Annotated in this window: 23 protein-coding genes, 1 tRNA gene and 1 pseudogene; 12 read left to right on the top strand and 13 right to left on the bottom strand. The window is 69.4% G+C overall.

What is annotated here, in order from left to right:
• Positions 1-193: 193 nt before the first annotated feature.
• Positions 194-2,071 carry an alkaline phosphatase gene (locus QRO03_RS00215; RefSeq protein WP_285135513.1) on the bottom strand — a complete coding sequence of 626 codons (1,878 nt, stop codon included), beginning with the start codon at positions 2,069-2,071 and terminating at the stop codon, positions 194-196.
• Positions 2,072-2,262: 191 nt separating this feature from the next.
• Complete coding sequence (gene ligD, locus QRO03_RS00210; protein WP_285135512.1) at positions 2,263-3,291, bottom strand: non-homologous end-joining DNA ligase; 1,029 nt, start codon at positions 3,289-3,291, stop codon at positions 2,263-2,265.
• A gap of 358 nt (positions 3,292-3,649) precedes the next feature.
• Here ligD and QRO03_RS00205 point away from each other — a divergent pair, with 358 nt between their 5' ends.
• Positions 3,650-4,276, top strand: a complete 627-nt coding sequence (locus QRO03_RS00205) for a DUF1684 domain-containing protein (protein ID WP_285135511.1) — start codon at positions 3,650-3,652, stop codon at positions 4,274-4,276.
• A 449-nt stretch (positions 4,277-4,725) separates the two neighbouring features.
• Here the strand turns inward: QRO03_RS00205 and QRO03_RS00200 are convergent, their stop codons facing one another.
• The 3 genes from QRO03_RS00200 to QRO03_RS00190 all read right to left on the bottom strand — a co-directional run bounded on the left by QRO03_RS00200 (position 4,726) and on the right by QRO03_RS00190 (position 9,519).
• Positions 4,726-5,859: an SseB family protein gene (locus tag QRO03_RS00200; RefSeq protein ID WP_285135510.1), complete on the bottom strand. Its 1,134-nt coding sequence runs from the start codon at positions 5,857-5,859 to the stop codon at positions 4,726-4,728.
• A gap of 689 nt (positions 5,860-6,548) precedes the next feature.
• Entirely contained in the window at positions 6,549-8,981 is a 2,433-nt protein-coding gene (locus QRO03_RS00195) for an ATP-dependent helicase (protein ID WP_285135509.1), read from the bottom strand.
• A 61-nt stretch (positions 8,982-9,042) separates the two neighbouring features.
• Positions 9,043-9,519: a YflT domain-containing protein gene (locus QRO03_RS00190; protein WP_285135508.1), complete on the bottom strand. Its 477-nt coding sequence runs from the start codon at positions 9,517-9,519 to the stop codon at positions 9,043-9,045.
• A 141-nt stretch (positions 9,520-9,660) separates the two neighbouring features.
• Between QRO03_RS00190 and QRO03_RS00185 the strand changes: the two genes are divergently transcribed.
• Positions 9,661-10,068 (top strand): YccF domain-containing protein, encoded by a 408-nt coding sequence (locus tag QRO03_RS00185; protein ID WP_183418422.1) that lies wholly within the window; start codon positions 9,661-9,663, stop codon positions 10,066-10,068.
• A 56-nt stretch (positions 10,069-10,124) separates the two neighbouring features.
• Here the strand turns inward: QRO03_RS00185 and QRO03_RS00180 are convergent, their stop codons facing one another.
• Positions 10,125-11,060 (bottom strand): hypothetical protein, encoded by a 936-nt coding sequence (locus QRO03_RS00180; RefSeq protein WP_285135507.1) that lies wholly within the window; start codon positions 11,058-11,060, stop codon positions 10,125-10,127.
• A gap of 88 nt (positions 11,061-11,148) precedes the next feature.
• The gene (locus tag QRO03_RS00175; RefSeq protein WP_285135506.1) at positions 11,149-11,517 is read right to left on the bottom strand and encodes a VOC family protein; all 369 of its coding nucleotides are present in this window, start codon (positions 11,515-11,517) and stop codon (positions 11,149-11,151) included.
• 54 nt (positions 11,518-11,571) lie between these two features.
• On the opposite strand from QRO03_RS00175, the gene QRO03_RS00170 reads away from it, so the two are divergent.
• The 4 genes and pseudogenes from QRO03_RS00170 to QRO03_RS00155 all read left to right on the top strand — a co-directional run bounded on the left by QRO03_RS00170 (position 11,572) and on the right by QRO03_RS00155 (position 14,016).
• Positions 11,572-12,009 carry a MarR family winged helix-turn-helix transcriptional regulator gene (locus QRO03_RS00170; RefSeq protein WP_285135505.1) on the top strand — a complete coding sequence of 146 codons (438 nt, stop codon included), beginning with the start codon at positions 11,572-11,574 and terminating at the stop codon, positions 12,007-12,009.
• 124 nt (positions 12,010-12,133) lie between these two features.
• Positions 12,134-13,039 carry a DMT family transporter gene (locus tag QRO03_RS00165; RefSeq protein WP_285135504.1) on the top strand — a complete coding sequence of 302 codons (906 nt, stop codon included), beginning with the start codon at positions 12,134-12,136 and terminating at the stop codon, positions 13,037-13,039.
• A pseudogene (locus QRO03_RS00160) lies at positions 13,020-13,760 on the top strand (GntR family transcriptional regulator); the annotation flags it as partial. The gene QRO03_RS00165 and the pseudogene QRO03_RS00160, both read left to right, overlap by 20 nt.
• 180 nt (positions 13,761-13,940) lie before the next feature.
• Positions 13,941-14,016: transfer RNA gene (locus QRO03_RS00155), tRNA-Met, on the top strand.
• Positions 14,017-14,122: 106 nt separating this feature from the next.
• Here the strand turns inward: QRO03_RS00155 and QRO03_RS00150 are convergent.
• The 6 genes from QRO03_RS00150 to QRO03_RS00125 all read right to left on the bottom strand — a co-directional run bounded on the left by QRO03_RS00150 (position 14,123) and on the right by QRO03_RS00125 (position 19,782).
• Positions 14,123-15,232, bottom strand: a complete 1,110-nt coding sequence (locus tag QRO03_RS00150; RefSeq protein ID WP_285135503.1) for a mandelate racemase/muconate lactonizing enzyme family protein — start codon at positions 15,230-15,232, stop codon at positions 14,123-14,125.
• A 75-nt stretch (positions 15,233-15,307) separates the two neighbouring features.
• Entirely contained in the window at positions 15,308-16,252 is a 945-nt protein-coding gene (locus QRO03_RS00145; RefSeq protein ID WP_285135501.1) for a glycine betaine ABC transporter substrate-binding protein, read from the bottom strand.
• A gap of 84 nt (positions 16,253-16,336) precedes the next feature.
• The gene (locus QRO03_RS00140) at positions 16,337-17,125 is read right to left on the bottom strand and encodes an ABC transporter permease (protein WP_285135500.1); all 789 of its coding nucleotides are present in this window, start codon (positions 17,123-17,125) and stop codon (positions 16,337-16,339) included.
• The gene (locus QRO03_RS00135) at positions 17,125-18,156 is read right to left on the bottom strand and encodes an ABC transporter ATP-binding protein (protein WP_502882988.1); all 1,032 of its coding nucleotides are present in this window, start codon (positions 18,154-18,156) and stop codon (positions 17,125-17,127) included. The genes QRO03_RS00140 and QRO03_RS00135 overlap by 1 nt, the downstream gene beginning before the upstream one ends.
• Positions 18,149-18,814 (bottom strand): ABC transporter permease, encoded by a 666-nt coding sequence (locus QRO03_RS00130; protein ID WP_285135499.1) that lies wholly within the window; start codon positions 18,812-18,814, stop codon positions 18,149-18,151. Before QRO03_RS00130 ends, QRO03_RS00135 begins: the two co-directional genes overlap by 8 nt.
• A gap of 116 nt (positions 18,815-18,930) precedes the next feature.
• The gene (locus QRO03_RS00125) at positions 18,931-19,782 is read right to left on the bottom strand and encodes an IclR family transcriptional regulator (RefSeq protein ID WP_285135498.1); all 852 of its coding nucleotides are present in this window, start codon (positions 19,780-19,782) and stop codon (positions 18,931-18,933) included.
• A 120-nt stretch (positions 19,783-19,902) separates the two neighbouring features.
• On the opposite strand from QRO03_RS00125, the gene fae reads away from it, so the two are divergent.
• From fae to QRO03_RS00095, 6 genes are read left to right on the top strand one after another with little or no spacing between them, the layout of a single operon-like run.
• The gene (gene fae / locus QRO03_RS00120; RefSeq protein ID WP_285135497.1) at positions 19,903-20,412 is read left to right on the top strand and encodes a formaldehyde-activating enzyme; all 510 of its coding nucleotides are present in this window, start codon (positions 19,903-19,905) and stop codon (positions 20,410-20,412) included.
• A 17-nt stretch (positions 20,413-20,429) separates the two neighbouring features.
• The gene (locus QRO03_RS00115; protein WP_285135496.1) at positions 20,430-21,362 is read left to right on the top strand and encodes an NAD(P)-dependent oxidoreductase; all 933 of its coding nucleotides are present in this window, start codon (positions 20,430-20,432) and stop codon (positions 21,360-21,362) included.
• The gene (locus tag QRO03_RS00110) at positions 21,359-22,849 is read left to right on the top strand and encodes an NAD-dependent succinate-semialdehyde dehydrogenase (RefSeq protein ID WP_285135495.1); all 1,491 of its coding nucleotides are present in this window, start codon (positions 21,359-21,361) and stop codon (positions 22,847-22,849) included. The genes QRO03_RS00115 and QRO03_RS00110 overlap by 4 nt, the downstream gene beginning before the upstream one ends.
• Positions 22,846-23,628: an SDR family oxidoreductase gene (locus QRO03_RS00105; RefSeq protein ID WP_285135494.1), complete on the top strand. Its 783-nt coding sequence runs from the start codon at positions 22,846-22,848 to the stop codon at positions 23,626-23,628. The genes QRO03_RS00110 and QRO03_RS00105 overlap by 4 nt, the downstream gene beginning before the upstream one ends.
• Positions 23,629-23,658: 30 nt before the next feature.
• Positions 23,659-25,122 carry an FAD-binding oxidoreductase gene (locus QRO03_RS00100; RefSeq protein WP_285135493.1) on the top strand — a complete coding sequence of 488 codons (1,464 nt, stop codon included), beginning with the start codon at positions 23,659-23,661 and terminating at the stop codon, positions 25,120-25,122.
• Positions 25,122-26,531 (top strand): FGGY-family carbohydrate kinase, encoded by a 1,410-nt coding sequence (locus QRO03_RS00095; RefSeq protein WP_285135492.1) that lies wholly within the window; start codon positions 25,122-25,124, stop codon positions 26,529-26,531. The genes QRO03_RS00100 and QRO03_RS00095 overlap by 1 nt, the downstream gene beginning before the upstream one ends.
• The last annotated feature ends 11 nt before the right edge of the window (positions 26,532-26,542 follow it).

Genomic DNA, 26,542 nt, shown 5'->3' with positions numbered 1-26,542 from the left:
GTACGCGCCCTCGGGGAGCGCGCCGACACGACGGGCGCCAGCCGGCGCGCCCCGCAAGGAAGCGCACCGACGGGTGCCAGCCGGCGCGCCCCGCAAGGAAGCGCAGCGACGGGCGAGCCGGCGCGCCCCTCACGGAAGGGCACCGACGGGCGAGCCGGTGCGCCCCGCGAGGGAGCGCACCGGCCGGAGGGGATCAGTCCTTCGCGAAGAGCGTGAGGGTGATCTCGCTGCCGTAACGACCGCTCTCGGCGGTCGCGGGGATGGTCAGTGCCAGGTCGGCGGCGACGACGGTCTCGCCCACGCGCTCGACGCGACCGGCGTCGGCCAGGGTGGCGGGCTTGTCCAGCGTCGCGGTGCCACCGGCGGCGGCCCCCGCAGCCGTGCGCACGACCTCGGGGGTCCAACTGAGGTTCTCGGCGCCGAACCAGCGGTTGCCGGCGACGAACGCCGAGGCCGAACCCGACAGGGTCCATCCACGACCCTGCGCCTGCGCCTCGTTGCGGGAGTCGTTCACGACGACCTCCGGCAGCTCCGCCTGCTGCGCCGCCGCGTCACCGGCGAAGGTGACCGGGCCGTCGGTGGCGGGGAGCGCGAGGCTCAGCTGACCGGCCTGTGCGGGCAGCGGCACCGACGCCTCGACGCCGACCGCGTCACCCTCGGCATCCGCGTGTCCGAGGACGTCGAAGATCGTCTCGCCCAGGTCGGTGTTGTCGAGGTATGCCCCGCGCACGAAGTCCCAGTTGGTGGCGCGGGCCGTGAGCGCCTCGGATCCGGCGCCCTTCGCGTACAGCGGGACGAGCGCGTTGGTGTGCCCACCCGAGTGCCACGACACGTTCGGAAGCTGACCCTCGGCACCCGTCAGGGCGGTCCAGCCCTTCTCAGCACCGGCGCCGGGACCGGCGAGGTAGCCGGTCTCGTGGTCGGCGGTGACGATGACGAGGGTCTCGTCCCAGCTCGAGTTCTTCTCGACCCAGTCGGTGACGGCGTCGACGGAGTCGTTGAACGACAGCTGCTCCTCGACGATGCGCGTGGTCTGGTTGGCGTGACCGGCCCAGTCGACCGCACCGCTCTCGACCATGAGGAAGAAGCCGTCGTCGTCCTTCTCGAGCACGTTCAGCGCGGCCCGGGTCGACGTGGCGAGCGAGGGCACGTCGACGTTCGCCGGGTCCGTTCCGGGCAGCACGGTGTTGTTGGCGATGCCGGGACGGTTGTACTGGAACGTCTCGGCGACTCGAGCGAGGCCGAAGAGCTTGTCGGGCACGTTCTGTCCCTCGGCGACGCGCTCGAAGTCGGCCTTGCTCTCGACGTACGAGAACGGCGTCTCACCCTGCGTGACGCGTTCGAAGTCGGGCTGCGAGATCCACGACCCCGCGCCGAAGTGCGACGCCCGTGCGGTGTTGGCATCCGTGTAATTGGGGTGTCCCCCACCGATGAGCACGTCGACGCCCGAGTCGATCATCTCGGTCGCGAGCCCGTGGTAGTCGTTGCGGCTCTCGTTGTGGGCGATGAAGCCGGCGGGCGTCGCGTGGTTGAAGGGCACGCTCGTGACCAGGCCCACCTTCTTGCCGACCTCCATGGCCTGCTCACCGACGGTCAGCAGGCGGGTACCGTCGGGGGCGAAGCCGAGCGTGCCGTTCGTGGTCTTCACCCCGGTGCCGAGGGCGGTGCCGGCGGCGGCGGAGTCGGTGGCACCGGATGCCACCCACGAGAAGTCGCCCCACGCCTCTTCGGGCGTGTACGCGGCGCGACCGCCCGCCGAGTAGTGCGACTGGGCGAGCTGCACGGGGAAGTCGTCGTAGACCTCGCTCGGGGTGCCGGGCACCTTCGTGGCCGCACCGGACTTCGGCGCGACCTCCACCTGCTGGTAGCTCGTGCCGTTGTCGTACAGGCGGGCGGCGTCGAACTGGTTGTACCCGCCGCCGTCTGAGATGAGGACGATGACGTTCTGGGGGACGGGGGTCTCCGTGGTCTCCGCCGAGGCGACGACGCTGGGGGTGGCACCGAGGGCTACGCCCGCGACGGTGCTCATGACGATCAGACGACGCGTGCGTCCGGTCGTTCGCTTGTTCATGTGTTCGCTTCCGTTTCGTATGGGATTCACCGACCGCCGGGGGCCGGTCGGGTTCCACGTTGACGGAAGGGCCTCTCGTGAGAACGAATCTCAGGACACCCGGGGGTGAACGTTCACCCCGCGTCCTCACCGTTGGGTGAACACTCGGGTGTGCGCTGGCATCCCTTTCTGGAAAATGCGACGATGCCGTCTCAGTCGGATGCCGGGGCCTTCGCCCTCGACGGCTGCACGCGCGGGGGCTCCCCGGGCATCTTCGGGAACTCGGGCGGGAAGGGAAGCTCGCCGAGACCGTCGTCGAGATCGCGTTGCCACCACTGCAGCAGGGTGTCGACGCGTCCGGGTTTCGCGGAGAAGCCGGCCCACGGATCGCCCACGGATGCCAGGCGCTCAGGGATCGACCGCACGGTGAACGCGAGGGGGTCGAGGTCGTCGAGTTCATCCCACGACACCGGCGTCGACACGGTCGCGGTGGGCAGCGCGCGCGGCGAGTAGGCCCCCGCCATCGTGCGGTCGCGATTCGCCTGATTGAAGTCGACGAAGATGCGCTCCCCGCGCTCCTCCTTCCACCAGTTGGTGGTCACGGCATCCGGCATCCGTCGCTCGAGCTCGCGCGCTGCGGCGATGACGGCGTGCCGCACGTCGAGGAACTCGTGCGTGGGCTCGATGGGGCAGAAGACGTGCAGCCCGCGGTTGCCGCTGGTCTTGATCCAGGCCTCGAGGCCCGCCTCGCGCAGCACCGCGCGCAGCTCGTGCGCCGCGACGACCGCCTCGGCGATGCCCGTGCCGGGCTGCGGGTCGAGGTCGATGCGCAACTCGACCGGGTGATCGGCGTCGCTCGCGAGCGAGGCCCACGGGTGGAACACGATCGTGTTCATCTGCGCCGCCCACACCGCCGACGCGATCTCGCCGAGGAAGAGCTGCGGATGCCGACGCCCGCTGTTGTACGTCACGGTCACGGCCTCGACGAACGGCGGCGCACCCTTCGGCGGGTTCTTCGAGAAGAACGCCTCGCCGCCCACGCCCTCGGGGAAGCGCTCGAGCGAGACCGGCCGGTGTCCGTTCGCGGCGATGAAGGGGTCGGCGACGGCGATGAGGTACTCGGCGAGTTCGCGCTTGGTGATGCCGACCTCTGGCCAGAGCACCCGATCGGGGTTCGAGATGCCGACCTCGCGATCGCCCTCGGGGCCCGGCACGGTCAGCGTGATGCGGGGGGATGCCATGTCCCGACGCTAGTGCCGGCCACGGTGCCGTGTCTGCCCGTTGCGTGCTGCCGTCGCGGGGCGAGGGGTCGCGATGTGTCGCGCGGGCGTGCCGTCTGGCGACGAACTCCGCCCTTTCCCACGGGTGTGGTGCCTCTGCACGCGGGCGTGGGGCCGCGTCGCGCGGTCCGGGGGGGGCACGCGGGCGGGAGGCGCGGTCCGGCGGGCGTGGGGCCGCATCACGCGAGTGTGGGGCCGCGTCGCGCGAGTGTGGGGCCGCGTCGCGCGAGCGGGGCGCGGGCGGGAGCACGTCGACCGGGGCAGCGCGTCGGTGTCCACCCCGGGCCGTCGGCATCCACCGTCCGCCTACGCTCGACGTATGACCACCGCCGCCGCCCGCTCCGCCCTCGACATCGCCGACTGGCGCCTGCGCGTCTTCGCGCTGTACGACGCGGTGCGCGAAGCCGACGATCCCGAGGACGCGCACGAGTTGTGGCGCATCGAGCGCGACGCGCTGTTCGCGGACCACCCCGCCACTCCCCTGCTCCCGGAGCAGCGCGACGGGTTCGTCGGACTCCCCCTGGCTCCGTACGACGCCGCGTGGCGCTTCGAGGTCCCTCTGCTCGACGCCGACGAGGCGTCGTTCGTCGCGACCACCGGCACCGACGGAGAGGTCGGTTTCGAGCGCATCGGGCGCGTGGAACTGCCCGACACCGGCTCGCTGGACGTGTGGCGGCTGTCGTCCTACGGTGGCGGCCTGTTCGTTCCGGTTCGGGATGCCGCGGCCGGCCGCCCCGGCGGCACCTACGGCGGTGGGCGCTACCTGCTCGACACCATCAAGGGCACCGACCTCGGCCGGGGCGAGGCCCCTGACAGCCTCGTCATCGACTTCAACTTCGCGTACAACCCCTCGTGCGCCTACGACCCGATGTGGGCGTGTCCGCTGGCTCCCGCGGGCAATGTGCTGCCGGTCGCCGTGCCGGTCGGGGAGATGTACGGCGTCTGAGGGACTAACGGCGAGCGGAACTCCGGTGCCCTGTGAGGGGGCGGCGAGCAAGACTCGGCCAGCCCGATCGACGCCCTGTGCGGGTCGAGGTGAGCCGAAGTCCGAACGATGCGCGCGCAGCCCCCAGCGCACCCGATGAGGCGCACCGTCACCCGGAAACTCCGGATTTCGGCCCGCCCGGAACCCGCAAGCGCGCACCCGACAGCCCCGGACAGGAATCCGTCTGCACGTGCCGCGGTCCCCGCGGCGGGCCGAGGACCGGGCCGCACTCCCGAACGAATCCGTGCGCAGCCCTGGGCGCGCCCGCTTCGGCACTCCGGCATCCGGAATTTCCGGAGTTCGGCCCGACCCGACGCCCGTACCGGCACCGTCGGCCATGCGTACACGACCATCTGGCCGCACGCCGACGGCCGCCCCCGTACAGAAGGCGACCAGCGGGTCGTCGACGCTCAGGCGATCGGCGCGTCGTCTTCGGCGGCGAGGGCGACGACCGGACCGAGCTCGTCGCGTCCGAGGCGGATCCACGGACCGGCCGGGTCGATCAGGATGCCGGTGAGCCCGGCATCCTGCGACAGCGCCTTGGCGAGCTGCATCGTGCGGATCGGGAGGGGCTGGTCGCCGCGGCCGAGTGCCAGCAGCTCGAGCGGGTGCGAGAACACCTCGAGGAAGCGCTCGCCCGTCGCCGCGCGCGACTCGGCGACGCCCATCGGGCCGCCCTCTTCCGTCTGGTTCACGGCGATCCACATGGGTGCGTCGGCCACGATGGCCTCGACGACGGTGGATGCCGTCGACTCGCTCCGCGCGTCGCACAGGGCCGTTTTGATGCGCAGCTGCGGGTCGACTTCGGCGATCATGCGCTCGAGCAGCGGCTTCGGCAGCACCGCGCGCCCATCGGCAGCGGCGGGGTTCAGCACCATGCCGCCGTACGGGCCGTCGATGATGTGGCGCAGCAGCGTCAGCACGGGCTGGGCCATCGCCGATGTGTCGCGGTCGCCGTCGGCCTCGACGCTGGCCCGCAGGGCCATGCCGCCGCTGTAGCCGAGCACGAGCTGCTCGTCGCCGTTGTTCGCCACCGCGAGGGGCAGGTCTTTTCCCTCGGCCATGAGGGCGCGGGCGTCGCCCTTCACGCGGAGGAAGACGTGTCCCTGCAGGAGCTGACGGGCGACGTTGAGCAACTGGGCCGGCTCGGCCTGACCGACGATCTCGGCGAGGGCGTTGCTGAGCAGGACGTTGTCGCGGAGGCCCGGCAGGGTCTCGGGAGCCTCCGGCGCCACCATCGCGCCGGGCTGGCGCGCCGAGGGACGCGCGGCGGTCGGCGGAGCCGATGCCTCGGCGGGGGTCTCGGGACCCGCACCGACACCGCGGAACGACGACATCGAGATGCCGACCGTCGGAGTCGTCTCCGCCTGCGCGGGCGCCTCCGCCTGCGCGGGGGCGGCGGCAGCGTTCGCCTGCGCGGCCGGAGCGGCGTCGCTCGGGCCGGCGGGGTCGACGGGCTGCTCACCCGGTTCGATCACGGTGTCGGGCCGGTCGGTCGATGCGTCGTCGGAATCGGACTTCTTGCGGCGCGAGAAAAGAGCCATTGGGCAAGCCTAGCCGGGCGCCCGCGCGGCGGCGGGCCGTGCCTTGGCGCGGCGCGGGATGGTCCGCGGGGCGGGGCGCCCGGCGCCCAGACGGCGGGGGCCGGCGCGCGGGCGGGGGCCGTGCGTTCGCTCGGCGCCGGATGGCCACCGGCGCGGCGCGGTTTGGGGCGCGTTTCGCACATTGGGGCGTTCAACACCCGCCCCAAAGAACAGAACACGCCCCAAACCGGCCCAGGCGCCCCGCACCGCGCCCAGGGCTGCCACACGACGGGGCCATATGCGTTCGCCCAGCGCGCGATGACCACCGGCGCGGCGCGATTCGGGGCGCATTTCGCACATTGGGGCGGTCAACACCCGCCCCAAAGAACAGAACACGCCCCAAACCGGCCCAGGCGCCCCGCCACGCGCCCGGGGCGGCCACGCGGCGGGGCCATGCGTTCACTCGGCGCCGGATGGCCACCGGCGCGGCGCGGTTCGGGGCGCATTTCGCACATTGGGGCGGTCAACACCCGCCCCAAAAGAACAAAACACGCCTCAAACGGGCCCGGCACGTGTCTCGAGGCGCCGCGCGGCGGGGGCCGCGCCGGTCGAGCGAGGTACCCGGCCGCGCTCGCCCACCGCGGACGCCCGCCGCACCCGAACCGTGGCCGCCCTCTGCCACCGACGAACGCCGGCGCCGCGAACCCGCGCTACAGCTTGGCGATCGGCGCGATCTTGACCAGCAGCTTCTTCGGCCCGACCGTGTCGAAGCGCACGTGCGCCACGCGCTTCGCACCCTCGCCGGTCACGGCATCCACGCGCCCTTCACCGAAGTCGTCGTGGCGGATGCGGTCTCCGGACGCCAACTCCATGTCGCCGTTGTCACGAACTTTCGCGGGGATGCGGTTGGGGAACTTGCTCGGGTCGGCCGGCGCGCGTTTGGGGAGCGGAACGAGGTCGTCTCCGTAGCGGTTGCCGCCTCCGGGCTGACCGGGACGACGCCCCCGGGCGTTCAACGCGCGCGATTGCGAGCCGCCGCGGCCGTTGACGTCGCCGGGCGACTGACGCCAGTCGATGAGGTCGGCGGGGATCTCCTGCAGGAAGCGGCTGGGCATCGCCACGGTCACTTCGCCGAACTGGGCGCGGGTCATCGCGAGCGATACGTGCAGGCGCTTTCGTGCACGGGTGATGCCGACGTAGAACAGGCGCCGCTCCTCCTGCGGACCGCCGGGTTCGTTCGCCGAGATCCGGTGCGGCAGCAGGTCTTCTTCGACACCGGTGAGGAACACGGCGTCGTACTCGAGGCCCTTGGCGGTGTGCAGCGTCATGAGCGACACCGAGCCCGATGCGTCGTCGAGGTCGTCGGCATCCGCCACGAGGGTGACCTCGGTGAGGAAGTCGATGATGGTGCCCTCGGGGTTGTTCCGGGCGAATTCGCGGGTGACCGCGACGAGTTCGTCGAGGTTCTCGAGGCGCGCCTCGTCTTGTGGGTCTTTGCTGGCGCGCAGCGCGTCGAAGTAGCCGCTCTTGTTCAGCAGCAGGGTGAGTCCCTCACTGACCGAGGTGGAGGGGGCGAGCTCTCCGGATGCCGGGAGCATGACGGCCGTCGCCTCGGTCAGCACCGCGTCGAGCTGGTCGATGGCCTTCTGCAGCTTCGGGCCGACGCCGATCTGAGCCGAGTTGGCCAGGGCGTCTCGGAAGGTGATGCCGTGCTCGGCGGCGTAGCGGGCGATGGCGGTCTCGGTGACGTCGCCGATGCCCCGACGCGGGCGGTTCAGGATGCGACGCACCGCCATGCCGTCGGCCGGATTGGCGACCGCGACCAGGTAGGCGAGGGCGTCTTTGATCTCAGCGCGCTCGTAGAACTTGGTGCCGCCCATGATCTTGTAGGGCACCGCCGAGCGGATGAAGATCTCTTCCAGCGCGCGGGACTGCGAGTTCGTGCGGTAGAACACCGCGACCCCCGAGTAGTCGACGCCCTTCTTGTGCAGCGTCTCGATCTCATCGGCGACGAACTGCGCCTCGTCGTGCTGCGAGTAGCCGGTGAAGCCGATGATCGGGTCGCCCGCGCCGACGTCGGTCCAAAGCTTCTTGTCTTTGCGGTCGAAGTTGTTCGAGATGACCGCGTTCGCGGCCGACAGGATGTTCTGCGTGGAGCGGTAGTTCTGCTCGAGCAGCACGACCTTCGCACCCGGGTAGTCGCGCTCGAACTCGCTGATGTTGCGGATGTCGGCGCCACGGAAGGCGTAGATCGACTGGTCGGAGTCGCCGACGACGGTGAGGGAGCTCGCATCGTCGCCTGCGGGCTCGGCATCGAAGATCATCATGCCGCCGGAGGAGAACGGCTCGGCATCCGACCCCGGGGGCCGCGTGAGTTCGTGGATGAGCGCGTACTGCGCGTGGTTGGTGTCCTGGTACTCGTCGACCAGGATGTGCCGGAACCGCTTGCGGTACACGTCGGCGACCTGCGGGAACGCGCGGAAGAGGTAGACCGTCTGCGCGATGAGGTCGTCGAAGTCGAAGGCGTTGGCCCTCTGCAGCTCGCGCTGGTAGGACGAGAAGATCTCGACGAAGACGCGTTCGGCCGGGTCGCTCATGTTGGCGGAGCGTGCGTAGGACTCGGCGTCGGCCAGCTCGTTCTTGAGCTTCGAGATGCGGCTCTGCGTGCCGGCGGGGGTGAGCCCGAACGAATCGCCCTCGTGCTCTTTCACGAGTCGCTTGATGAGCGCTCGAGAGTCGCCGGAGTCGTAGATGGTGAACGCCTTGGTGAAACCGAACTGCTCGGCCTCGCGGCGGAGGATGCGCACGCACGCGGAGTGGAACGTCGAGATCCACATGCCGTCGGCTTTCTGCCCGATCAGCTGATGCACGCGCTCGCGCATCTCGCCCGCCGCCTTGTTGGTGAAGGTGATCGCGAGGATCTGGCTCGGATACGCCTCGCGCGTGCGCAGCAACGACGCGATGCGCCGCGTGAGCACGCTCGTCTTTCCGGAACCGGCGCCCGCGACGATGAGCAACGCCTGGCCGCGATACGTCACGGCCTCGCGCTGAGGGCCGTTCAACCCCTCGAGGAGGTCGGCGTCGGGTCGGGCCGCCGACGGCAGCGGGCCGTCGACGATGAGGGGCGTGGAGGCGTCGGTCATGGCGGGGTCAAGTCTAAGCGGGACCCCCGACATCGGCCCCGGCGCGACCGTGCAGCCCGACCTAGGGGCGCGTCTCGCCCGCCGCGCCCGACGACAGCAGCGACTGCGCACGCGAGAAGTGCTCGGCATCCACCGTCACGTCCCAGCGCTCGGCCTCGAAACCCTGCACCGACGAGAAGTCTCGACGTCCGCCGGTGAAGGCGTGGCCGGCGAAGCCGAACACGGCACCCCACACCGCGCCGAGCACGAGGCCCATCAGCAGCAGGCCGAGGAAGCCGCCCGGGCTCAGCAGCCCGATGAGCACGCCGATCATCAGGCCGAACCACGCACCCGAGGCCGCACCGAGACCCGCGGCGCGACCGCGCGTCATGCGTCCGGTGACCTGCTCGACGATGCGCACGTCGTGTCCGACGATCGCGGTGTGCTCGACGGGGAACCCGGCGTCGGAGAGACGATCGACGGCGGCCTGTGCCCCCGTGTAGTCGCTGAAGCTCGACAGGATGCGGCGTTCGGGCGTGGCGCGGGTGACGTCAGACATGGTGGGTTCCTTCCCTCGGTGGACCCACGGTAAACGGGGCGGGTGATGTGCGGCGGGCGCTTGCGCGCCGTTCGACACCCGGATAGGTGAAGCCGTGTCAAACCGTGGATGCCATCCAGCGGCGGCCGCGAAGATGGACTCATGCGCCTGATCCTCAACATCCTGTGGCTCGTCCTGTCGGGCTTCTGGCTCTTCCTCGGCTACCTCGCCGCGGGCGTCGTGCTGTGCATCCTGATCATCACGATCCCCTGGGGCATCGCCTCGTTCCGCATCGGGTTCTACGCACTGTGGCCGTTCGGACGCGAAACGGTGTCGAAGTCGACCTCGGGCCTCGGCTCACTACTCGGCAACATCGTGTGGGTCGTCCTCGCCGGGTGGTGGCTGGCGCTCGGTCACATCTTCACGGGTCTGCTGCTGTGCGTGACGATCATCGGCATCCCGCTGGGCATCGCCAACTTCAAGCTCGTGCCCGTGTCGCTCATGCCGCTGGGCACCGAGGTGCGCGAGATCCGTCGCGGCGGACCGTTCGACAACACGCTCGGGCGCTGACCGCGCTGCGGCGCGACGCCGGGCGCTGACCATCGTCCGAGCCCCGGAACTCCGCGTCAGCGCGCCCGGGTGGAGCTGCGCGTCGGCAGGGCGAGCACGATCCCCACGACCGCGACGATCACCCCGACCACCGTCGCGGCCGTGACGATCTCGACCGGGAACGCTCCGTCGCGCCCACCGGCCAGACGCGCGAGGTCCCACGGCAGGATGCCGATCTGATCGTTCCAGGAACGCACGGCGTCGCGCGCCCCGACGACGGCGATGGTCGCCGCGGGGAGCGCCGACGCCACCCCGACTCCGGCGAGCGCGATGCCCACCGCTCGGCGCGGGCCGATCTGCGCCGAGAGCGACCAGCCGGCGACGACGAAGACCCACGCCACCAGGGCGAAGGCGACCGTCAGGTAGAGCGCCCGCAGGACGGGCGACGACCACACCTCCGGCCAGATCCCGGCGGGACCCGAGAACGACACCGCCAGCAGCGCGACGACGCACCGCAGCACGATGGCACCTCCGACCGCGGCGATGATCGGCCACGGCGACCGGCGTCCGAGGAGCAGGCGCACCGCGACGGCGAACGCCAGCCAGCACCCGACGGCCAGCGCGACGCTCCAGAGCCCGTCGCGCGGGGTCTGCACCACGCGCGTCGCGACGAGGATGCCGCCGGGGACGACGATCATGAACCACCGGTCGAGCGGAAGCAGCCCGAGGCTGGACTCGCGCGCCCGCCACGGTCGCGTCGAGGCGACCCACGTGGCGCGAGCAGCAGCGGCTCCGGGGCGACGCACGAGTCGGGTGCGGGCGGAGATCATGCCGATGCCGACCCAGACGATCCCCAGCAGCAGCAGGAGGCGGGCGACCCACTCGGTGGTCGGACCGACCGCCACGGGCTCCCGGGCGAACGGGTCGATCGCGACCGCGACGACCGCACCCGCGAGAAGGAGCACCGCGGCGACGACCAGAGCCAGGATGCCTCGCCCCGCCGCCGTCGCCATGCACCTACGTTACCCGCCGCACCTCGCGCCCCCGACCGCTCCACCCGCGCACGCGATCGTCGCGACGACGGAGCCCGACCGGCTGCGCTCAGGCCTTGTCGTGGAGGGTCACGTGGTAGCCGTCGGGGTCGGCGAAGGTGAAGGTGCGCCCGAAGGGCCCGTCGGTCGGCGCCATGACGATGCGGTGCCCGTCGGCGGCGAGCGCATCGTGGATCTGCTGCACGTCGGTGGCGTGGAGCCACACGGCCGCGCCGATTCCGGGCTGGTCGACGCCCGTGAGGTCGGTGCCGGGGGCGAGGTCGCGCAGCGCGAAGGCGATCGGCGCCGTGTCGAAGACGACGGCGAGGGGCGGTCCGGCGGGCGAGCGCCGCAGGCCGAGGTACTGCGCGTAGAACGCGTGGGAGGCGGCGAGGTCGCGCACCTGCAGTGAGATGAAGTCGGGTCCGGTGACGGGCATGGCGTGCTCCTTCGTGTCAGTTATCTGACATGCAGACTATGTCAGAATACTGACATGGCGCAAGAGGTGATCGATCTGGACACGTCGCTCGGCTATCTCCTGAAAGAGGCGGCGAGCGCACTGCGCGCGGCGATGGAAGACGTGCTGCGCCCCCTCGGCATGACGGTCACGCACTACTCCTGCCTCGAGCTGCTCGCCCAGCGCCCCGGCCTGTCGAACTCCGACCTGGCGCGCGGAGCCTTCGTCACGCGCCAGTCGATGAATGTGCTGCTCCAATCGCTCGAACGCGACGGGATCGTCGAGCGTCCCGATGCGGCTCCCGTCGGCAAGGCCCTCCCGACCCGCCTGACAGCGAAGGGGCGGCGCTCGCTCGAGGCGGCGAGCGCCGCCGTCCGGTCGGTCGAGAAGCGCATGCTCAGCGGGATGACGGATGCCGAGCAGACCGCCGCTCTGCACGCACTGCGTTCGATGGCGCAGGCCCTGCGCGCCTGACCGGCGCCGCGGTCCACCCCGACGGCCGCACCCCGACGGCGATCGACGCGTCGGAGCCATCGCCGCTCCGGAGCCCGCTCGCCGCGCGCCACGGCATCCATTCGGATTGTGTAACAATCCATCCATGCTGCCCGCCCTCGCCGTCCTCGCCGCGGCCCTGTGCTTCTCGACCACCGGCACGGCGCAGGCGCTCGCGGGCGTCGACGCCTCCCCCCTCGCGGTCGGTGCCGCGCGGATCGTCGTGGGCGGCGGCATCCTCGGTCTGCTCGCCCTTCTGCGTCGTCGACCCCGTGCCCCGGTACCGGCGACGCGCGGGTCCATCACGGGACTCATCGCACTCGGAGCCATCGGCGTGCTCGCCTATCAACCCCTGTTCTTCCTCGGCACACGCGAGAACGGCGTGGCCATCGGCACGGTTGTCGCGCTCGGGTCCGCGCCGATCGCCACCGGAATCGTGGATGCCGTTCGCCTGCGCCGCGCCCCCTCACCGCGCTGGATGCTCGCCACCGCGATCGCCCTCGCCGGCGTCGTGCTCGTGTCGGGGGTCACCGGCGGCTCGGTCGCGCTCGCCCCGGGCGGTCTGCTCGCCTCGGCGGGCGCGGGAATGTCGTACGCCCTCTATACGGTGTGCGGCAAGGCGCTGATCGAGAGGGGGTGGGATTCCACCCGCGTCATGGGCACGGTCTTCGGTGTCGCCGCGGTGGCGAGCCTCCCCGTGCTGCTGCTGGCCGGATCCTCGTGGTTGTTCACCCCCCACGGTCTCGCGCTCGCGCTCTGGCTGGGAGTGGTCACGACGACGATCGCGTACCTGCTGTTCGGCTGGGGACTCGCTCGGCTGACCGCCGTCACGGTGTCGACCCTGACGCTCGCCGAGCCCCTCGCGGCGACGCTGCTCGGGCTGTTCGTGCTGCACGAGCAGCTCACCCCGATCGGCGCCCTCGGTCTCGCGCTCATTGCGGTGGGCCTCGCCGTCGTATCGGCACCGTCACGTCGACGCGAGGAGGTTCCGGATGCCACGGCCCGCGCCTGACGCGTCCGCGCGCGCCTCCGCCACCGGGCAGGGTGACACGGGGCCCGACGGGCGCGGCGGGGCCGAACGCGGTGGCAGCGGGCGCGTCGGGGCCGAACGCGGGGGCAGCGGGCCCGACAGGCGCGTCCGGGCCGAACGCGGGGGCAGCGGGCCCGACGCGGGCGCCACGGAGATCCGCGGTCGGGTCGGCGCGGACTCCCCCGGCCCCCGCGCCGCCGATCTCGTCGCCGACGCCGTGCGCGCCGGCATCCTCTCCGGAGACCTCGCCCCCGGCACGCCCCTGCGCGAGGAGGAACTCAGTGCGGCCCACCGCGTCTCCCGTCACACCGCCCGGACCGCCCTGACGCGTCTCGCCGCCGAGCGACTCGTGACCGCCGAGCCCTATCGCGGCGTGCGGGTCTCGCTGCTCGACGACGAGGCGCTCGTCGCGCTGCAGCAGCTGCGGTGCGCCCTCGAAACCGAGGCGCTGCGGATCGTCCGCGACCGCGGCATCCGTCCCTCCGCCATCGATCGGGCTCTCGACGACCTCGCCGCCGCCGAAGCCTCCGGCGACTGGCCCGCCACGCTGGCCGCGCACGCGAGCGTGCATCTCGCGCTCGTCGCCGCGGCGGGCTCTCCGCGGATCGCGGAGGAGTACCGCCGCCTCGATTCCGAGATGCACCTGCTGTTGACGCACGTGCGACCCGCGTACGCACCCGGTGCACTGACGGCGGAGCACCGCGCATACGTGGAGGAGGCGCTGGTCGACCCGGAACACGCGGTCCGGGCCCACCTGGAGCACTCGACGCGAGCGATCATCGACGGTCGACGCGGGCGCCGAGCGCCACATGACGACACACCGCGTCACTTCGCGCAACGCCCGCCCGCCGCTCTCGCGGCCCGGGTTAGCGTGGGGGCACATCGCGGCGATCCGGGCGGTCCCGGGCCTCGGCTCATAACCGAAGGCGTGGCGGGTTCGACTCCCGCCGTCGCGTCCACTTTTTCAGGGCGGCTGCTCTCGGCGTACTGCGCACAGCGCATGGACCGGGTTTTTCAATCGCTCCGCCTGAGCATCTCCCGCGGCGACGACGCGACTGCTACCGGCTACCCGGTGACGGCGTAGCGGGCGATCGCCTCAGGATCGAGTATCACGCCGAGTCCGGGCGCGTCAGGGACACGGAGGTCCCCGGCTCCGTCGATGTGCAGAGGAGTCATGAAGAAGTCGCGTCGCTCGGGGGTCCAGCCCGGAGGGTCCCACGGGAACTCCAGGTACGGTCCGGCGTCGACACCGGCGGCGACGTGAAGGTTGGCCAGAAGCCCGAGACCGTTCGACCACGTGTGAGGCGTGAACGAGCGGTGGCGGACGTTCGCGGACTCCGCGATCTGGCGCGCGCGGTACATGCCCACCGCGAGGGCGACATCCGGCTGGTAGATGTCGTACGCGTCCGCCTCGATGAGCTGGGTGAGCTCGGGCAGACTCCGAACCATCTCCCCTCCCGCGACCTGCATGCCACTGACCGAACGGACCCGACGCGCACCCGCCACGTCGACCTGTGGGAGGGGCTCCTCCAGCCAGAGCACATCCAGCTCGGCGAGCTCGGTCGCCAAGCGTTGCACTTTCGCGAGCGGCAGCGCCGCCTCGACGTCGCCCGCCATCCGCCACATCTGATTCAGATCGACCATGATGTCGAAGTCGTCCCCGACGGCGTCCCGAGTGGCCCGCACGGCGGCGACCCCTTCAGTGAGGTGCTCGCGCGCGATCCGGATCTTCATCGCACGAAAACCGGCTTCGCGGGCGGCGAGGGCGACCTCGGCTCGTTCCGCGGGTGACTTGAGCTCGCCGCTGGAGGCGTAGGCCGGGAGTCGGTCGCGGGCACCACCGAACAGCACGCTGACGGGGAGCCCCGCGACCTTGCCGATGATGTCCCACAGCGCTGCTTCGAGCGGCCAATAGCGTCCGCCGTGGAAGTTGATCGTCTCGATGCGACGCACCTGCAGGAGGATCTGCATCGGATCGGTTCCGATAAAGAGCGAGCGATACGCATCGAATCCGTCCATGGTGTCGCCGGATCCGTATCCGACGAGGCCGTCGTCCGTTCGGACGGTGACGAGGGTGGCGGGAAAGTCGGTCCGCGGCTGCGGATCCCACGCCGCGCGGAACGGCGGATCGAGAGGGAGGTTCAACCGGGTGAGTTCGATGTCCGTGATCTTCATGTCAGTGCTCTCCGATACGACGAAAGGGCGCCGCGCAGCGAGGAACGGCGCGACGCCCTGTTCGTGCGGGTGGGGTCAGATCAGGCCCTGCTCGGTGAGCCAGTCGCGGGCCACGTCCTCCGGGTCTTCGCCGTCGACGTCGACCTGACTGTTGAGCTTCTGCATCTCTTCGGTGGTCAGCAGCGGAGACACCTCGCCGATGATGTCCGCGATGGCGGGGTATTCGTCCAGGGTCGCCTGCTTCAGGGTGAAACCGGCCTGGTAAACGGGGAAGAACTGCTGGTCGTCCTCCATCACCACGAGGTCGAGCGCGGGGATGCGCCCATCGGTCTGGAAGACCTCCCCGAAGTTGCAGTCGTCGCCCTTCTGCGTCGCGGTGTAGATGACGCCGGTGTCGAGGAGGGCGACGTTGGAGTCGGGCACGGTGATGCCATACGCGGCCTTCAGCCCGGGCCACCCGTCGTCACGCGTGGAGAACTCGCTCTCGATGCAGAACGTCTGATCCGCGGCGGGCAGCTTCGCCACGTCGGACAGCGTCTTCACGCCGAGCTCTTCCGCCTTGTCCGCGCGGATCGCGAAGGCGTACGTATTGTTCAGCGGTGCGGGGTCCAACCACGCGATGCCGTTGGCGGCGTCCGCCTCCTTGGTCGCCTCGAACTGCGCCTCGGCCCCCTGCACGGGGGTGGTGTTGCCGTTGTAGGTGATCCAGGACGTGCCCGAGTACTCCCAGTACCCGAGGAACTGATCCGTCTCGAGGGCCTGTCTGACGTTCGCGGAGCCGACGAGCTTGGTGTTGGCCTGAACGTCGGCACCGTGAGCCTGCAGCAGCTGCGCCGTGATGTGCGCGAGCACGAACTGTTCGGAGAAGTCCTTCGCGCCGATCTCGCCGGAGAGGCCGTCGAGTTCGTCGCCCTGCCCGCCTGCGGCACCGCCGCCGCCGCCGCCACCGGAGCAGCCGGACAGGGCGAGCACGCCTGCGCCGACGATGGCGAGGGCGGGGAGAAGCAGTCGTCGCTTCATGGTGTCTCCTTGAGTGTGTTGAGGGGTGGTGCGGGGGAAGTGACCCCCGGTGGCGGGTACCTGAGTGCGACCCCGTCGTCGGGGTCAGATACCACGCGGAGTGAGGAGGTCCTCAGCGACCGCCGCGATCCAGTCGATGAGCAGAGCGATGCAGGCGACGAGGACGGCGCCCACGACGAGCACGGGGTAGCGCTGCAGCTTCAGCCCGTTGACGATCATGTCGCCGAGGCCGCCCGCGTTGATGAAGGTGGCGATGGTGGCCACACCGACGCAGAACACGAGCGCCGTGCGCAGTCCGGCGAGGATGACGGGAACGGCGAGAGGCAGTTCGATGCGCGTGAGGACCTGGCTGGGTGTCATTCCCATGCCGCGCGCAGACTCTCGCACGCTCGCGTCGACCTGCTGTATGCCGATCATCGTGTTTCGCAGAACGGGGAGGAACGCGTACACCACCAGGGCGACGAGCGCGGTCGAATAGCCCGTCTGCCAGATGATCGCGAGCAGGATGACCACCCCGACCGCGGGCGTCGCTTGGCCGATGTTCGCGATCGCGAGGACGATCGACCGAACGATCCTCGAGGGCGTCTTGGCGACGGCGATGCCGACCGGGATCGCCAGGACGGCGATGAGCGCGGATGCGGCGAAGGTGAGACTCAGGTGCTCGCCGATCCGCAGCGCCAGGTACTCCGGGTTGATGGTTCTCTGCTCGATCGAATCCAACTGGAGCGTGGACACCCAGACGAACAGCGCGAGCAGGATGACCACCACGACGATCGGAGTGGTGAAGCGCTTCAGAGTGAAGATGCGTCGCTTGCTGAGAGGCACGGCGCGGCGCGCCGCGACGATCGTCTGGGTCTCCGTGGTGATGGTCATCAGGCACCCGCGGATGCCACGCCTGGCACGTCGGCGCCGAGGACGTCCGAGATGCGTTCGACCGTGAGGGAGCCGACGGGACGTCCATCGGCGGCGACCACGTCGATGGCGGGAACACCCAGCAGGACGAGCGTGTCCAGCGCATCGCGCAACGTGGCCGTGACCGACACCGTCGCGAGGCCGTGTGTCCCCTGCGCGCTTCCGAGTCGCGCCTCGCTGACCGGGATCAGCGCGAGGCGTTTCAGTGCCGCCCCGTGCCCAATGAAGGAACGGACGTAATCGTTGGCCGGCGCGGCGAGGATGTTCGCCGGGGTGTCGAACTGCTCTATGTGGCTGCGGTCGGAGAGGACGGCGATCCTGTCGCCCAGCTTGATGGCCTCGTCGAAGTCGTGGGTGACGAACACGATCGTCTTGCCGAGGGTCTCCTGAAGTCGCAGGAACTCGGCTTGGAGCTTCTCCCGGGTGATCGGGTCGGTGGCCCCGAACGGCTCGTCCATGAGCATCACGGGCGGATCCGCTGCCAAGGCCCGAGCAACCCCGACTCGCTGCTGCTGCCCACCGGAGAGCTGTTTCGGGTAGCGGGCGGCGAAGGTCGACGGATCGAGTTGCACGGTGTCCAGCAGCTCATCGACACGGTCCGCCGTCTTCTGCTTGGACCAGCCGAGGAGCCGCGGCACCACGGCGATATTCTCGGCGATCGTCATGTGGGGGAAGAGGCCGATCTGCTGGATGACGTACCCGATGTGGCGGCGCAGTTCGTTCGGATTGAGGGAGAGGACGTCGCTCCCGTCGATCGTGATCGTCCCCGAGCTGGGCTCGATGATGCGGTTGATCATCTTCATCGTCGTGGTCTTGCCGCACCCCGACGGGCCGACGAACATGATGAGTTCTCCGGGGAGGACGTCCATGGAGAAGTCGTGGACGGCAGGCTCGTCTTGTCCCGGGTAGACCTTGGTGACGCGGTCGAGCGTGATGCCGACTCCGCTGGTGTTGCGCGCAATGGCTGCGACGCCGGTGGCCGATTCAGACACGGAGCCCCCTTGAGGTGGTCATGCGGGTGATGAGGACGAAGGCACCGTCGATGAGCAGCGCCAGGATGACGACGCCCAGCGTCCCGGTGAGTGCGAAGTTGAGGGCGTTCTTCGAGCCCAGCGACGACAGCCCCTGGAAGATGAACTGGCCCAGACCGGGGCCGGCGACGTAGGCCGCGATGGCGGCGATGCCGATCGTGAGCTGGGCGGCGACGCGGACTCCGGTGAGGATGATCGGCCACGCGATGGGCAGCTGGACCGTCAGGAGGATCTTCGCGGGTGACATGCCCATGCCCTTGGCCGATTCCATGATCGCCGGCGATACCTCGCGCAGACCCACGACCGTGTTCCTCACGATGGGCAGGAGCGAGTAGAACACCAGCGAGATGACCGTAGGGGTCCATCCGAGACCGAACACGGGCGTGATCAGCGCCAGGAGCGCGAGGGACGGGATCGTCAGCGCGACGCCGGCCGCGGCGATCGTCAGTGACCTCGGCACCGGTCGGTTCCACACGGCGACGCCGATGAGCACACCGATCACGGTGGCGATGAGGATGCTCACGGCGACGACCGCGAGGTGCTGGAGGACGAGGTCGAGAATGTCATCCCATCGCCGGCCCCAGAAGGTGAGGAGGCCGTCGAGGTCGAAATCGGTCACGTCTGCGCTCCTCTCTTCATCGAGATTCACCGATCCGCTCGGTGTTGGAGTGAACATACGGCCGCACCATGCATATGCACAACGATGCTTGCACATATGGCAAATGCGCTTCCGCGTCAGGGCTGGGTGTACCCGAGGTTCGAGGACAACTCGCGCGCACTCACGGCCACGAATCTGGCGAGACCGTCGAGGCGCTCCCCGATTCGGGACTTCGGCGCGCTCACATTCAGGGCCGCCACGATCCGGCCGGTGAAGTCGCGGATGGGCGCGGACGCGCCCACAACGCCCAGTTCGAGCTCCTCGTCGAGCAGGGCGTACCCGCTCTCTCGGATCCGGCCGAGCTCATCCTTGAGGCTTTCGAGGTCGGAGACGACGATCCGGTCTGCGGGCGGGGCCTGCAGAACCGAGAAGCCGGCGATGTGCGGGGGCACGGGTCCGACGATGGCCTGATCCTGGCCGTGCTCGTCGTACCAGCGGACGAGCGCCTCCTCATCCCAGTCACTCAGCAGCACCCGACCGGACGGGGTTCGCCATGCCGCCGTGGTGACACCCTCCCAGCCCGTGGTGCGGAACTCGTAGGGACTGAGCTCACTGGCGATGGTGAGCACGTTGCCACCCCGGAGGACGCACAGATGCGTGGTCTCCCGTGCCCGCTGCGCGACGCGGCGGAGCACCGGCTGCGATTCCCGAGCGAGGCGACTCTCGACGGTGAGCGCGGCCAGCGCATAGAGGCGGGATCCGAGCCGGTAGGCAAGTGTGCTGTCATCGCGGTCGAGCAGTCCGGCGTCCGCGAGCGTCGCGAGTGTGCGGGAGACGACCGCTTTGTCACGTCCCGTGAGCTGCGCCACGCGCGACACTCCGAGCCCCGCCGCCGCCACCGCCTCCGCAGAACCGAGCAACTCGATGATTTCGATATCTCGCGCTAGTCCGGAGGAATTGCGGCGGGGGCCTGAAGAGGGAGTCGACATCACCCAAATCTAATCGTTTGCCATATTTGCATCAAGGGGTGTCCATAGGGCATCCGTCACCTAATGTGTTGCCATCGGCTCGGCCGCCCGGCGGCAAGCTCAACGAAGAGAGGAACCGCGATGACCACCCTGCGCATCGGAGAGAGCTTCATCGGGGACGGCGTCAACGCCGCTCACATCAATACCGTGGCCGGGCCCCGCAGCGGACCGGCAGGCGTCGCCTGGGCGACCGCCCTCGCCTCCCCCAGCTCGGGCCACGTCCCATTCGTCGCCGTTCTGGCTCCCTCACTGCCCGTGAAGCCGCTCACCTTATTCGTCACGAAGTCAGCGCCGACCACGGATGAGCACAGCACCCACATCTGGGGTCCTGCCCAGGCCGGAGTCGCAGCCGGCGTGGCCGACGCGGTCGCGGCCGGCGTGATCTCCCCTCCTGAAACGGACACGGATGTCGTGATCGCCGCCGTCTGGGTCAATCCCGGGGCGGACGACGCGGACGCGGTGTACCGCAACAACAGGGAGGCCACCGCGACGGCGCTGCGCAACGGTGTCGAACACCTCCCCGCGCTCGACGCGGTGCTCGAGGCGCGCCACGCGCCGCGCAATCCCTTCTACACCGCACCGACGTCGTGATCCGGGAAGGCAAGAACGTGACCGACAACACACTCACCATCGGCTTCATCGGACTGGGCAACATGGGTTCGGGGATGACGAAGAACCTGCAGCAGGCAGGATTCCCTCTCATCGTCACCGACATCCGTCCCGAGGCCGCGACAGAGCTGATCGACAACGGCGCCCGGTGGGCCGATACGGCAGCTGAGGTCGCCGCCGGGAGCGACGTCGTCATCACGATGCTTCCGACGCCCCGACACGTCGACTCCGTCGTGAACGGACCGACGGGCATCCTGGCGGGGATCCGGGATGGCGGCACGTGGATCGACATGTCCACCTCCGTCCCCGACGTCGCTGCCGCCGCGCGCCGGGATCATGCTCATCGAGATCTGCACGTCCTCGACGCGCCGGTGAGCGGAATGTCGGTCGGCGCGGCGGCCGGTCGACTGCAGATCTTCGTCGGAGGCGACGCCGACGACGTCGCCCGGCTGCGTCCCGTGCTCGAGGCGATGGGCGATCCGGAACGCATCCTGCACGTCGGCGGCCACGGTGCGGGCTACGCCGTCAAACTGATGCTCAACCAACTGTGGTTCTCGCACCTCGTGGCGACGGCAGAAGTCCTCGCCGTGGGAGTCAAGGCAGGCGTCGATCTCGAGGTGCTCCGCACGTCCATCATCGCGAGTCCCGCGAACTCGAACTTCGTCGAGAACGATGTGCTGTCCGTGTTGGATCACGGAGATTACGACGAGGGATTCGCCATCGCACTGGCCTGCAAGGACCTGGGATTGTCGATCGACCTGGCCCGTACCGTCGGTGTGCCCGTGGAGCTGTCCGCGGTCGTCGAACAGGTATACCGCCGCGCGAAGGCGCAATACGGCGACCTCGCCGGAGAGATGACACCCGTGAAGCTCTATGAAGACCTCGCCGGAGTGTCTCTGCGCCGCGTCGCCACGCCGGAGGGTGCCCGATGAGCGCGACCGATCGCGACGAGCACGCTTTCGTCGCATCGCTGCCGACGGACTTGTACATCGCCGGCGAATGGCGCGCCGCGTCCACGGGCGACCGCTTCGACGTGATCGATCCGGCGACGGAGAAGGTGCTGGCGAGAGTCGCCGACGCCAGCGTCGCGGACGGGGAGTCGGCGCTGGCCGCCGCACACGCCGCGCAGCACGAGTGGGGTCGGACCGCGCCGCGCGAGCGGGCGGAGATCCTCCGTCGCGCGTTCGACCTGGTGACCGCGCGTGCCGACGACTTCGCGCTCGCGATGACCCTGGAGATGGGCAAACCGCTCGCGGAGGCTCGCGGGGAAGTCGCTTACGGAGCGGAGTTCCTTCGGTGGTTCAGCGAGGAGGCTCCGCGGATCGCCGGACGGTACTCGACCGCGCCGGACGGCCGGAACCGTCTCCTCGTCGTGCAGCGGCCCGTCGGTCCGAGCCTGCTCATCACACCGTGGAACTTCCCTCTCGCGATGGCGACCCGCAAGGTGGCCCCCGCAATCGCCGCGGGGTGCACGATGGTGCTGAAACCTGCGGCGCTCACCCCCCTCACGGCACTCCTGTTGACCGAGGTGCTCAAGGAAGCCGGGCTACCGGCGGGTGTGTTGAACGTCATCCCGACCACTCATGCCGAAGCTGTCACCGGTCCGCTCATCAAAGATGCGCGGCTGCGCAAACTGTCGTTCACAGGGTCGACGGAGGTCGGAAGACGCCTCATCGTGGACGCAGCCGACCAGGTTCTGAAGGTGTCGATGGAGCTCGGAGGGAACGCCCCGTTCATCGTGTTCGACGACGCCGACATCGACGCGGCCGTGGACGGCGCGGTTCTGGCGAAGATGCGGAACGGGGGCGAGGCGTGCGTCGCTGCCAATCGCTTCCTGGTCCACGAGAGCGTCTGCGCGGAGTTCACGGAGAAGTTCACCGCGCGAATCGCGGCGTTCGTCACCGCCCGGGGAACCGAACCGCACTCGACGATGGGACCGTTGGTCGACGCCGCCACCCGAGACAAGGTCGCCGCTCTCGTCGAGGGCGCCGTCACCGAAGGGTCGCGCGTCGCACTCGGCGGATCCGTCCTCCCCGGTCCCGGGTACTTCTACGCGCCCACCGTGCTCGTCGACGTGCCGCACGATGCGGCGATCCTCAGGGAGGAGATCTTCGGACCGGTCGCGCCCATCATCACGTTCACGTCCGAAGAAGAGGCGGTTCGCCTCGCCAACTCGACTCCGTTCGGCTTGGTGTGCTTCGCGTACACCCGTGACCTGAAGAGGGGCTTGCGTCTCGCAGAGACCCTGGAGACCGGCATGTTGGGGCTCAACGCCGGCGTCGTGTCGAATGCGGCAGCACCGTTCGGCGGGGTCAAGCAGTCGGGCCTGGGTCGCGAGGGCGGCGCGGAAGGAATACACGAGTACCTGGAAACGACCTACGTCGGCATCGCCGACCCGTTCGCAGAGACGGCTGAATGATGGATGTCACCGAATTCGGCCCGTCCTTCTTCTCCCTCCAGGGGAAGACGGCGATGGTCACCGGCGGCAACGGCGGCCTCGGGCGTGCGTTCACGCTCGCACTGGCATCCGCCGGAGCGGACGTCTTCGTCCCCTCTCTCGTCGACGACGACGGAACGACACAAAAGCTGGTGGAATCACTCGGCCGCCGCTACGTCTTCGCACAGACCGACGTGACCGCGCCGGACGCCCCACGTCACGCCGTGAAGTCGTGCGTCGACACCCTCGGCGGGCTCGACATCCTGGTGAACTCCGCCGGCATCAATCTGCTCAGCGACGACGTCACGGCCTTCGGTCGCGAGAAGTGGGATCCGATGATCGCCGTCAATCTGACGGCGACCTTCGACTTCGCCCGCGCCGCGGCATCCGTCATGATCCCCCAAGGTTGCGGGAAGATCGTCAACATCGCGTCGCTGTTCTCCTTCCTCGGCGGCCGACAGTCGCCGGCGTACGCCGCGTCGAAAGCCGGGGTCGTCGGCTTCACGAAGGCGTACGCAGACGAACTGGGCGGGTTCGGGGTACAGGTCAACGCGATCGCGCCCGGCTATTTCGCCACGCCGCTCACCGAGAAAACCCGATCGGATGCCGCGGCGAACGCCCGCGTCATCGACCACGTGCCGGCTGGACGGTGGGGAGACCCCGCCGACCTCATGGGCGCCCTCGTCTTCCTCAGCAGTCGCGCGAGCGACTACGTCACCGGCCACACCCTGGTCGTCGACGGCGGTTACCTGCTGCGCTGACAGCTCCTCCCCCACTCCTGAAAGGTCGTCATGGCAGATTCCCTCTCGTTCCTCGGTCGCGCTGAGATCGTCGCTCGCCTCTCCGACATGCTCGGTCCCGACGCCGTCGACACGAATGAGCAGTCGCTGCGTGAAGCGAGCGTGGACCGGTTCAAGAAGTACAGCGCCGTCCACGGGATCTTCGACGGCCCGTTCCCCTGCGCGATCGTCTACCCCCGCGACACGGAAGAGGTCTCGGCGGTCCTCCGCTTCGCAAACGACAACCTCGTCGCGATCGTGCCCCGCACGGGGCGAACGGCCACGGAGGGCGGACTCGAGACGGTCGTCGCCGATTCGATAGTGCTCGACGGCTCCCGCATGGACCGGGTCCTGAAGATCGACACGCAAGACATGATGTTGACCGTCCAATGCGGAGTTCCCCTGCAACGCGTGGAGGACGAGGTGCGAGCGCTGGGCTACACGACGGGCCACTCTCCGCAATCCAAGCCCCTGGCCCAGTACGGGGGTCTCGTCGCGACCCGTTCGATCGGCCAGTTCTCGACCCTGTACGGAGCCATCGAAGACATGGTCGTCGGACTCGAGGCCGTTCTCGCCGACGGGACCATCACGCGCATCAAGAACGTCCCGCGGCGTGCAGCCGGCCCCGACATCCGCCACCTCGTCATCGGCAACGAGGGCGCCTTCGCGTTCGTCACCGAGGTCACCGTGAAACTCTGGCCGTACCAGCCCGAGAACAATCGGTACTTCGGCTTCCTCACGGAGGACTTCGGCACGGGCGTCGATGCACTGCGTGAGTTGGTGGTGCAGGGATACCGTCCGTCCGTCGCTCGCGTGTACTCCCCCGAGGACGCCCGCCAGCACTTCGCTCACTTCCACGACGGCCGCAATGTCGTCATCCTTGTCGCCGAGGGCCCGCGTCGTCTCGCCGACGCCACGGCGGAGGCGATCGAGGAGGTCTTCTCCGACAGGCAGCATGTGCGTGTGGAGGATTCGCTCGTCCAGCAGTGGTTCGACAACCTCAACTGGGGCCAGGACAAGATCGATCGCGAGAAAGCCGACATGCTCGCGCATTCCCACCTCGGTTACACGACCGAGGTCTCGGTCGACTGGTCGCGCGTCGTCGAGCTCTACGAATCGGTGATGTTGCGCGTGCGGGCAGAGTTCGCCCACGCGGACGATCTGACGATGCTCGGCGCTCATTCGTCGCACAGCTATCAGACCGGGACCAATCTCTACTTCGTCTACGACTACACGATCGGTTGCGACCCGCGGGACGAGATCACCCAGTACCACGAGCCACTGAACGCGATCGTCGTCGAGGAGGCACTGCGTCTGGGCGGCTCGATGGTGCACCACCACGGCATCGGCAAGTACCGCACACCGTGGACCGCTGAGGAACACGGGTCCGCGCTCGAACTGCTCGTCCGGGTCAAGAAGGCTCTCGATCCGCACGGGATCATGAACCCGGGCACCATCTTCCCCCTGGAACGCTGATGCCGTACGTCGTCGCGATCGACAACGGGTCGCAGTCGACGAAAGTCCTCATCGTCGATGAAACCGGGCGAATTCACGCCAGCGCCCGGGCGGCCCTGCGACCCTACGAAAGCTCATCGACCGGGCAGGTCGTGCATCCTGACGACGACGTGTGGGACTCGATCCGCACGGCGTGCCGTTCGGCGATGCAGCGCTTCACCGCTGATCCCGCAGAGATCGTCGGCGTGGGGCTGTGCACGATTCGGTTCTGCAGGGCTCTCATGCGCGAGGACGGCACCCTGGCGGAGCCGATGATGAGCTGGATGGATGCCCGGGTGGGGCGCGCTCACACCCCCGCAGCCGATGTGGCGAAGGTCACCACGTCATCCGGTTACATCAACCACCGTCTGACCGGCTCCTTCACGGATGCCGCGGGCAACTACCAAGGAGTCTGGCCGATCGACCAGCACACGTGGCAGTGGAGTCTCGACGACGCGGCATACGCGTCGACCGGCATGTCGAAGGATCTGCTGGCGCAGCTCATAGAGCCGGGTGGGCTGCTCGGTCGAGTGACCGACGACGCCGCCGTCGACACGGGACTGCCGTCCGGCGTTCCGGTCTTCGCCACGGCGAACGACAAGGCGGTCGAGGCGCTTGGCGCGGGGCTGGGCGCATCCGACGACGTACTTCTGTCGTTGGGCACGTACATCGCCGCGATGACGCCGACCGGCGGCGCCGAATCCGGCGCGGCGCACTGGTCCAATTTCGGCGCTCGTCCCGGGCAGTATCTGGCCGAATCCGGCGGAATCCGCCGCGGAATGTGGACGGTCAGTTGGCTGCGATCGCTTCTTCAGTCGGAGACACCCGACGCCGAGGACCCCTACGCGCTCGACCACGCCTTGGGCCGCGAGGCGGCAGAGGTCGCCGCCGGCTGCGATGGCATCGCGGCCGTGCTGGACTGGCTGGCACCCGCGGATGCTCTTCATCGCCGCGGCGCCTTCGTCGGCTTCTCCGGCATGCAGGGACGTGGACATCTGCATCGAGCAATCCTGGAGGGAATCGCCTTCACCATGGCGGATCACATCGACGCGATGGCGGCCGAGCTCGATCGATCGTTCCGCAGCCTCATCGTGACCGGTGGCGGTGCGCGTTCGGACGTCCTCCTGCAGATCCTCGCGGACGTGACGGGTCTCCCGGTGCGACGTGCCGCCGTCGACGATGCGGCCGGCATCGGGGCGGCCGTATGCGCCGCGGTGGGCGCGGGTCTTCACCCGGACTGGGCATCGGCATCGACAGCCATGACGGCCACGATCGACGCCGCAGCTCCGTCGGCTGAACGTGAGCGCTACGCCGCCCTCCGCCCGTGGCACCGGGGCGTGCGCGCACGGGTGGCGCAGTTGTCGGAATGGTCCGAGTCCCACCGAGGGTGACCGTGCCCTTC

Origin of the sequence: Microbacterium sp. lyk4-40-TSB-66 (assembly GCF_030209475.1) — a bacterium.
GTDB lineage: Bacteria > Actinomycetota > Actinomycetes > Actinomycetales > Microbacteriaceae > Microbacterium.
This window is presented reverse-complemented; position numbering and strand designations above follow the sequence as displayed.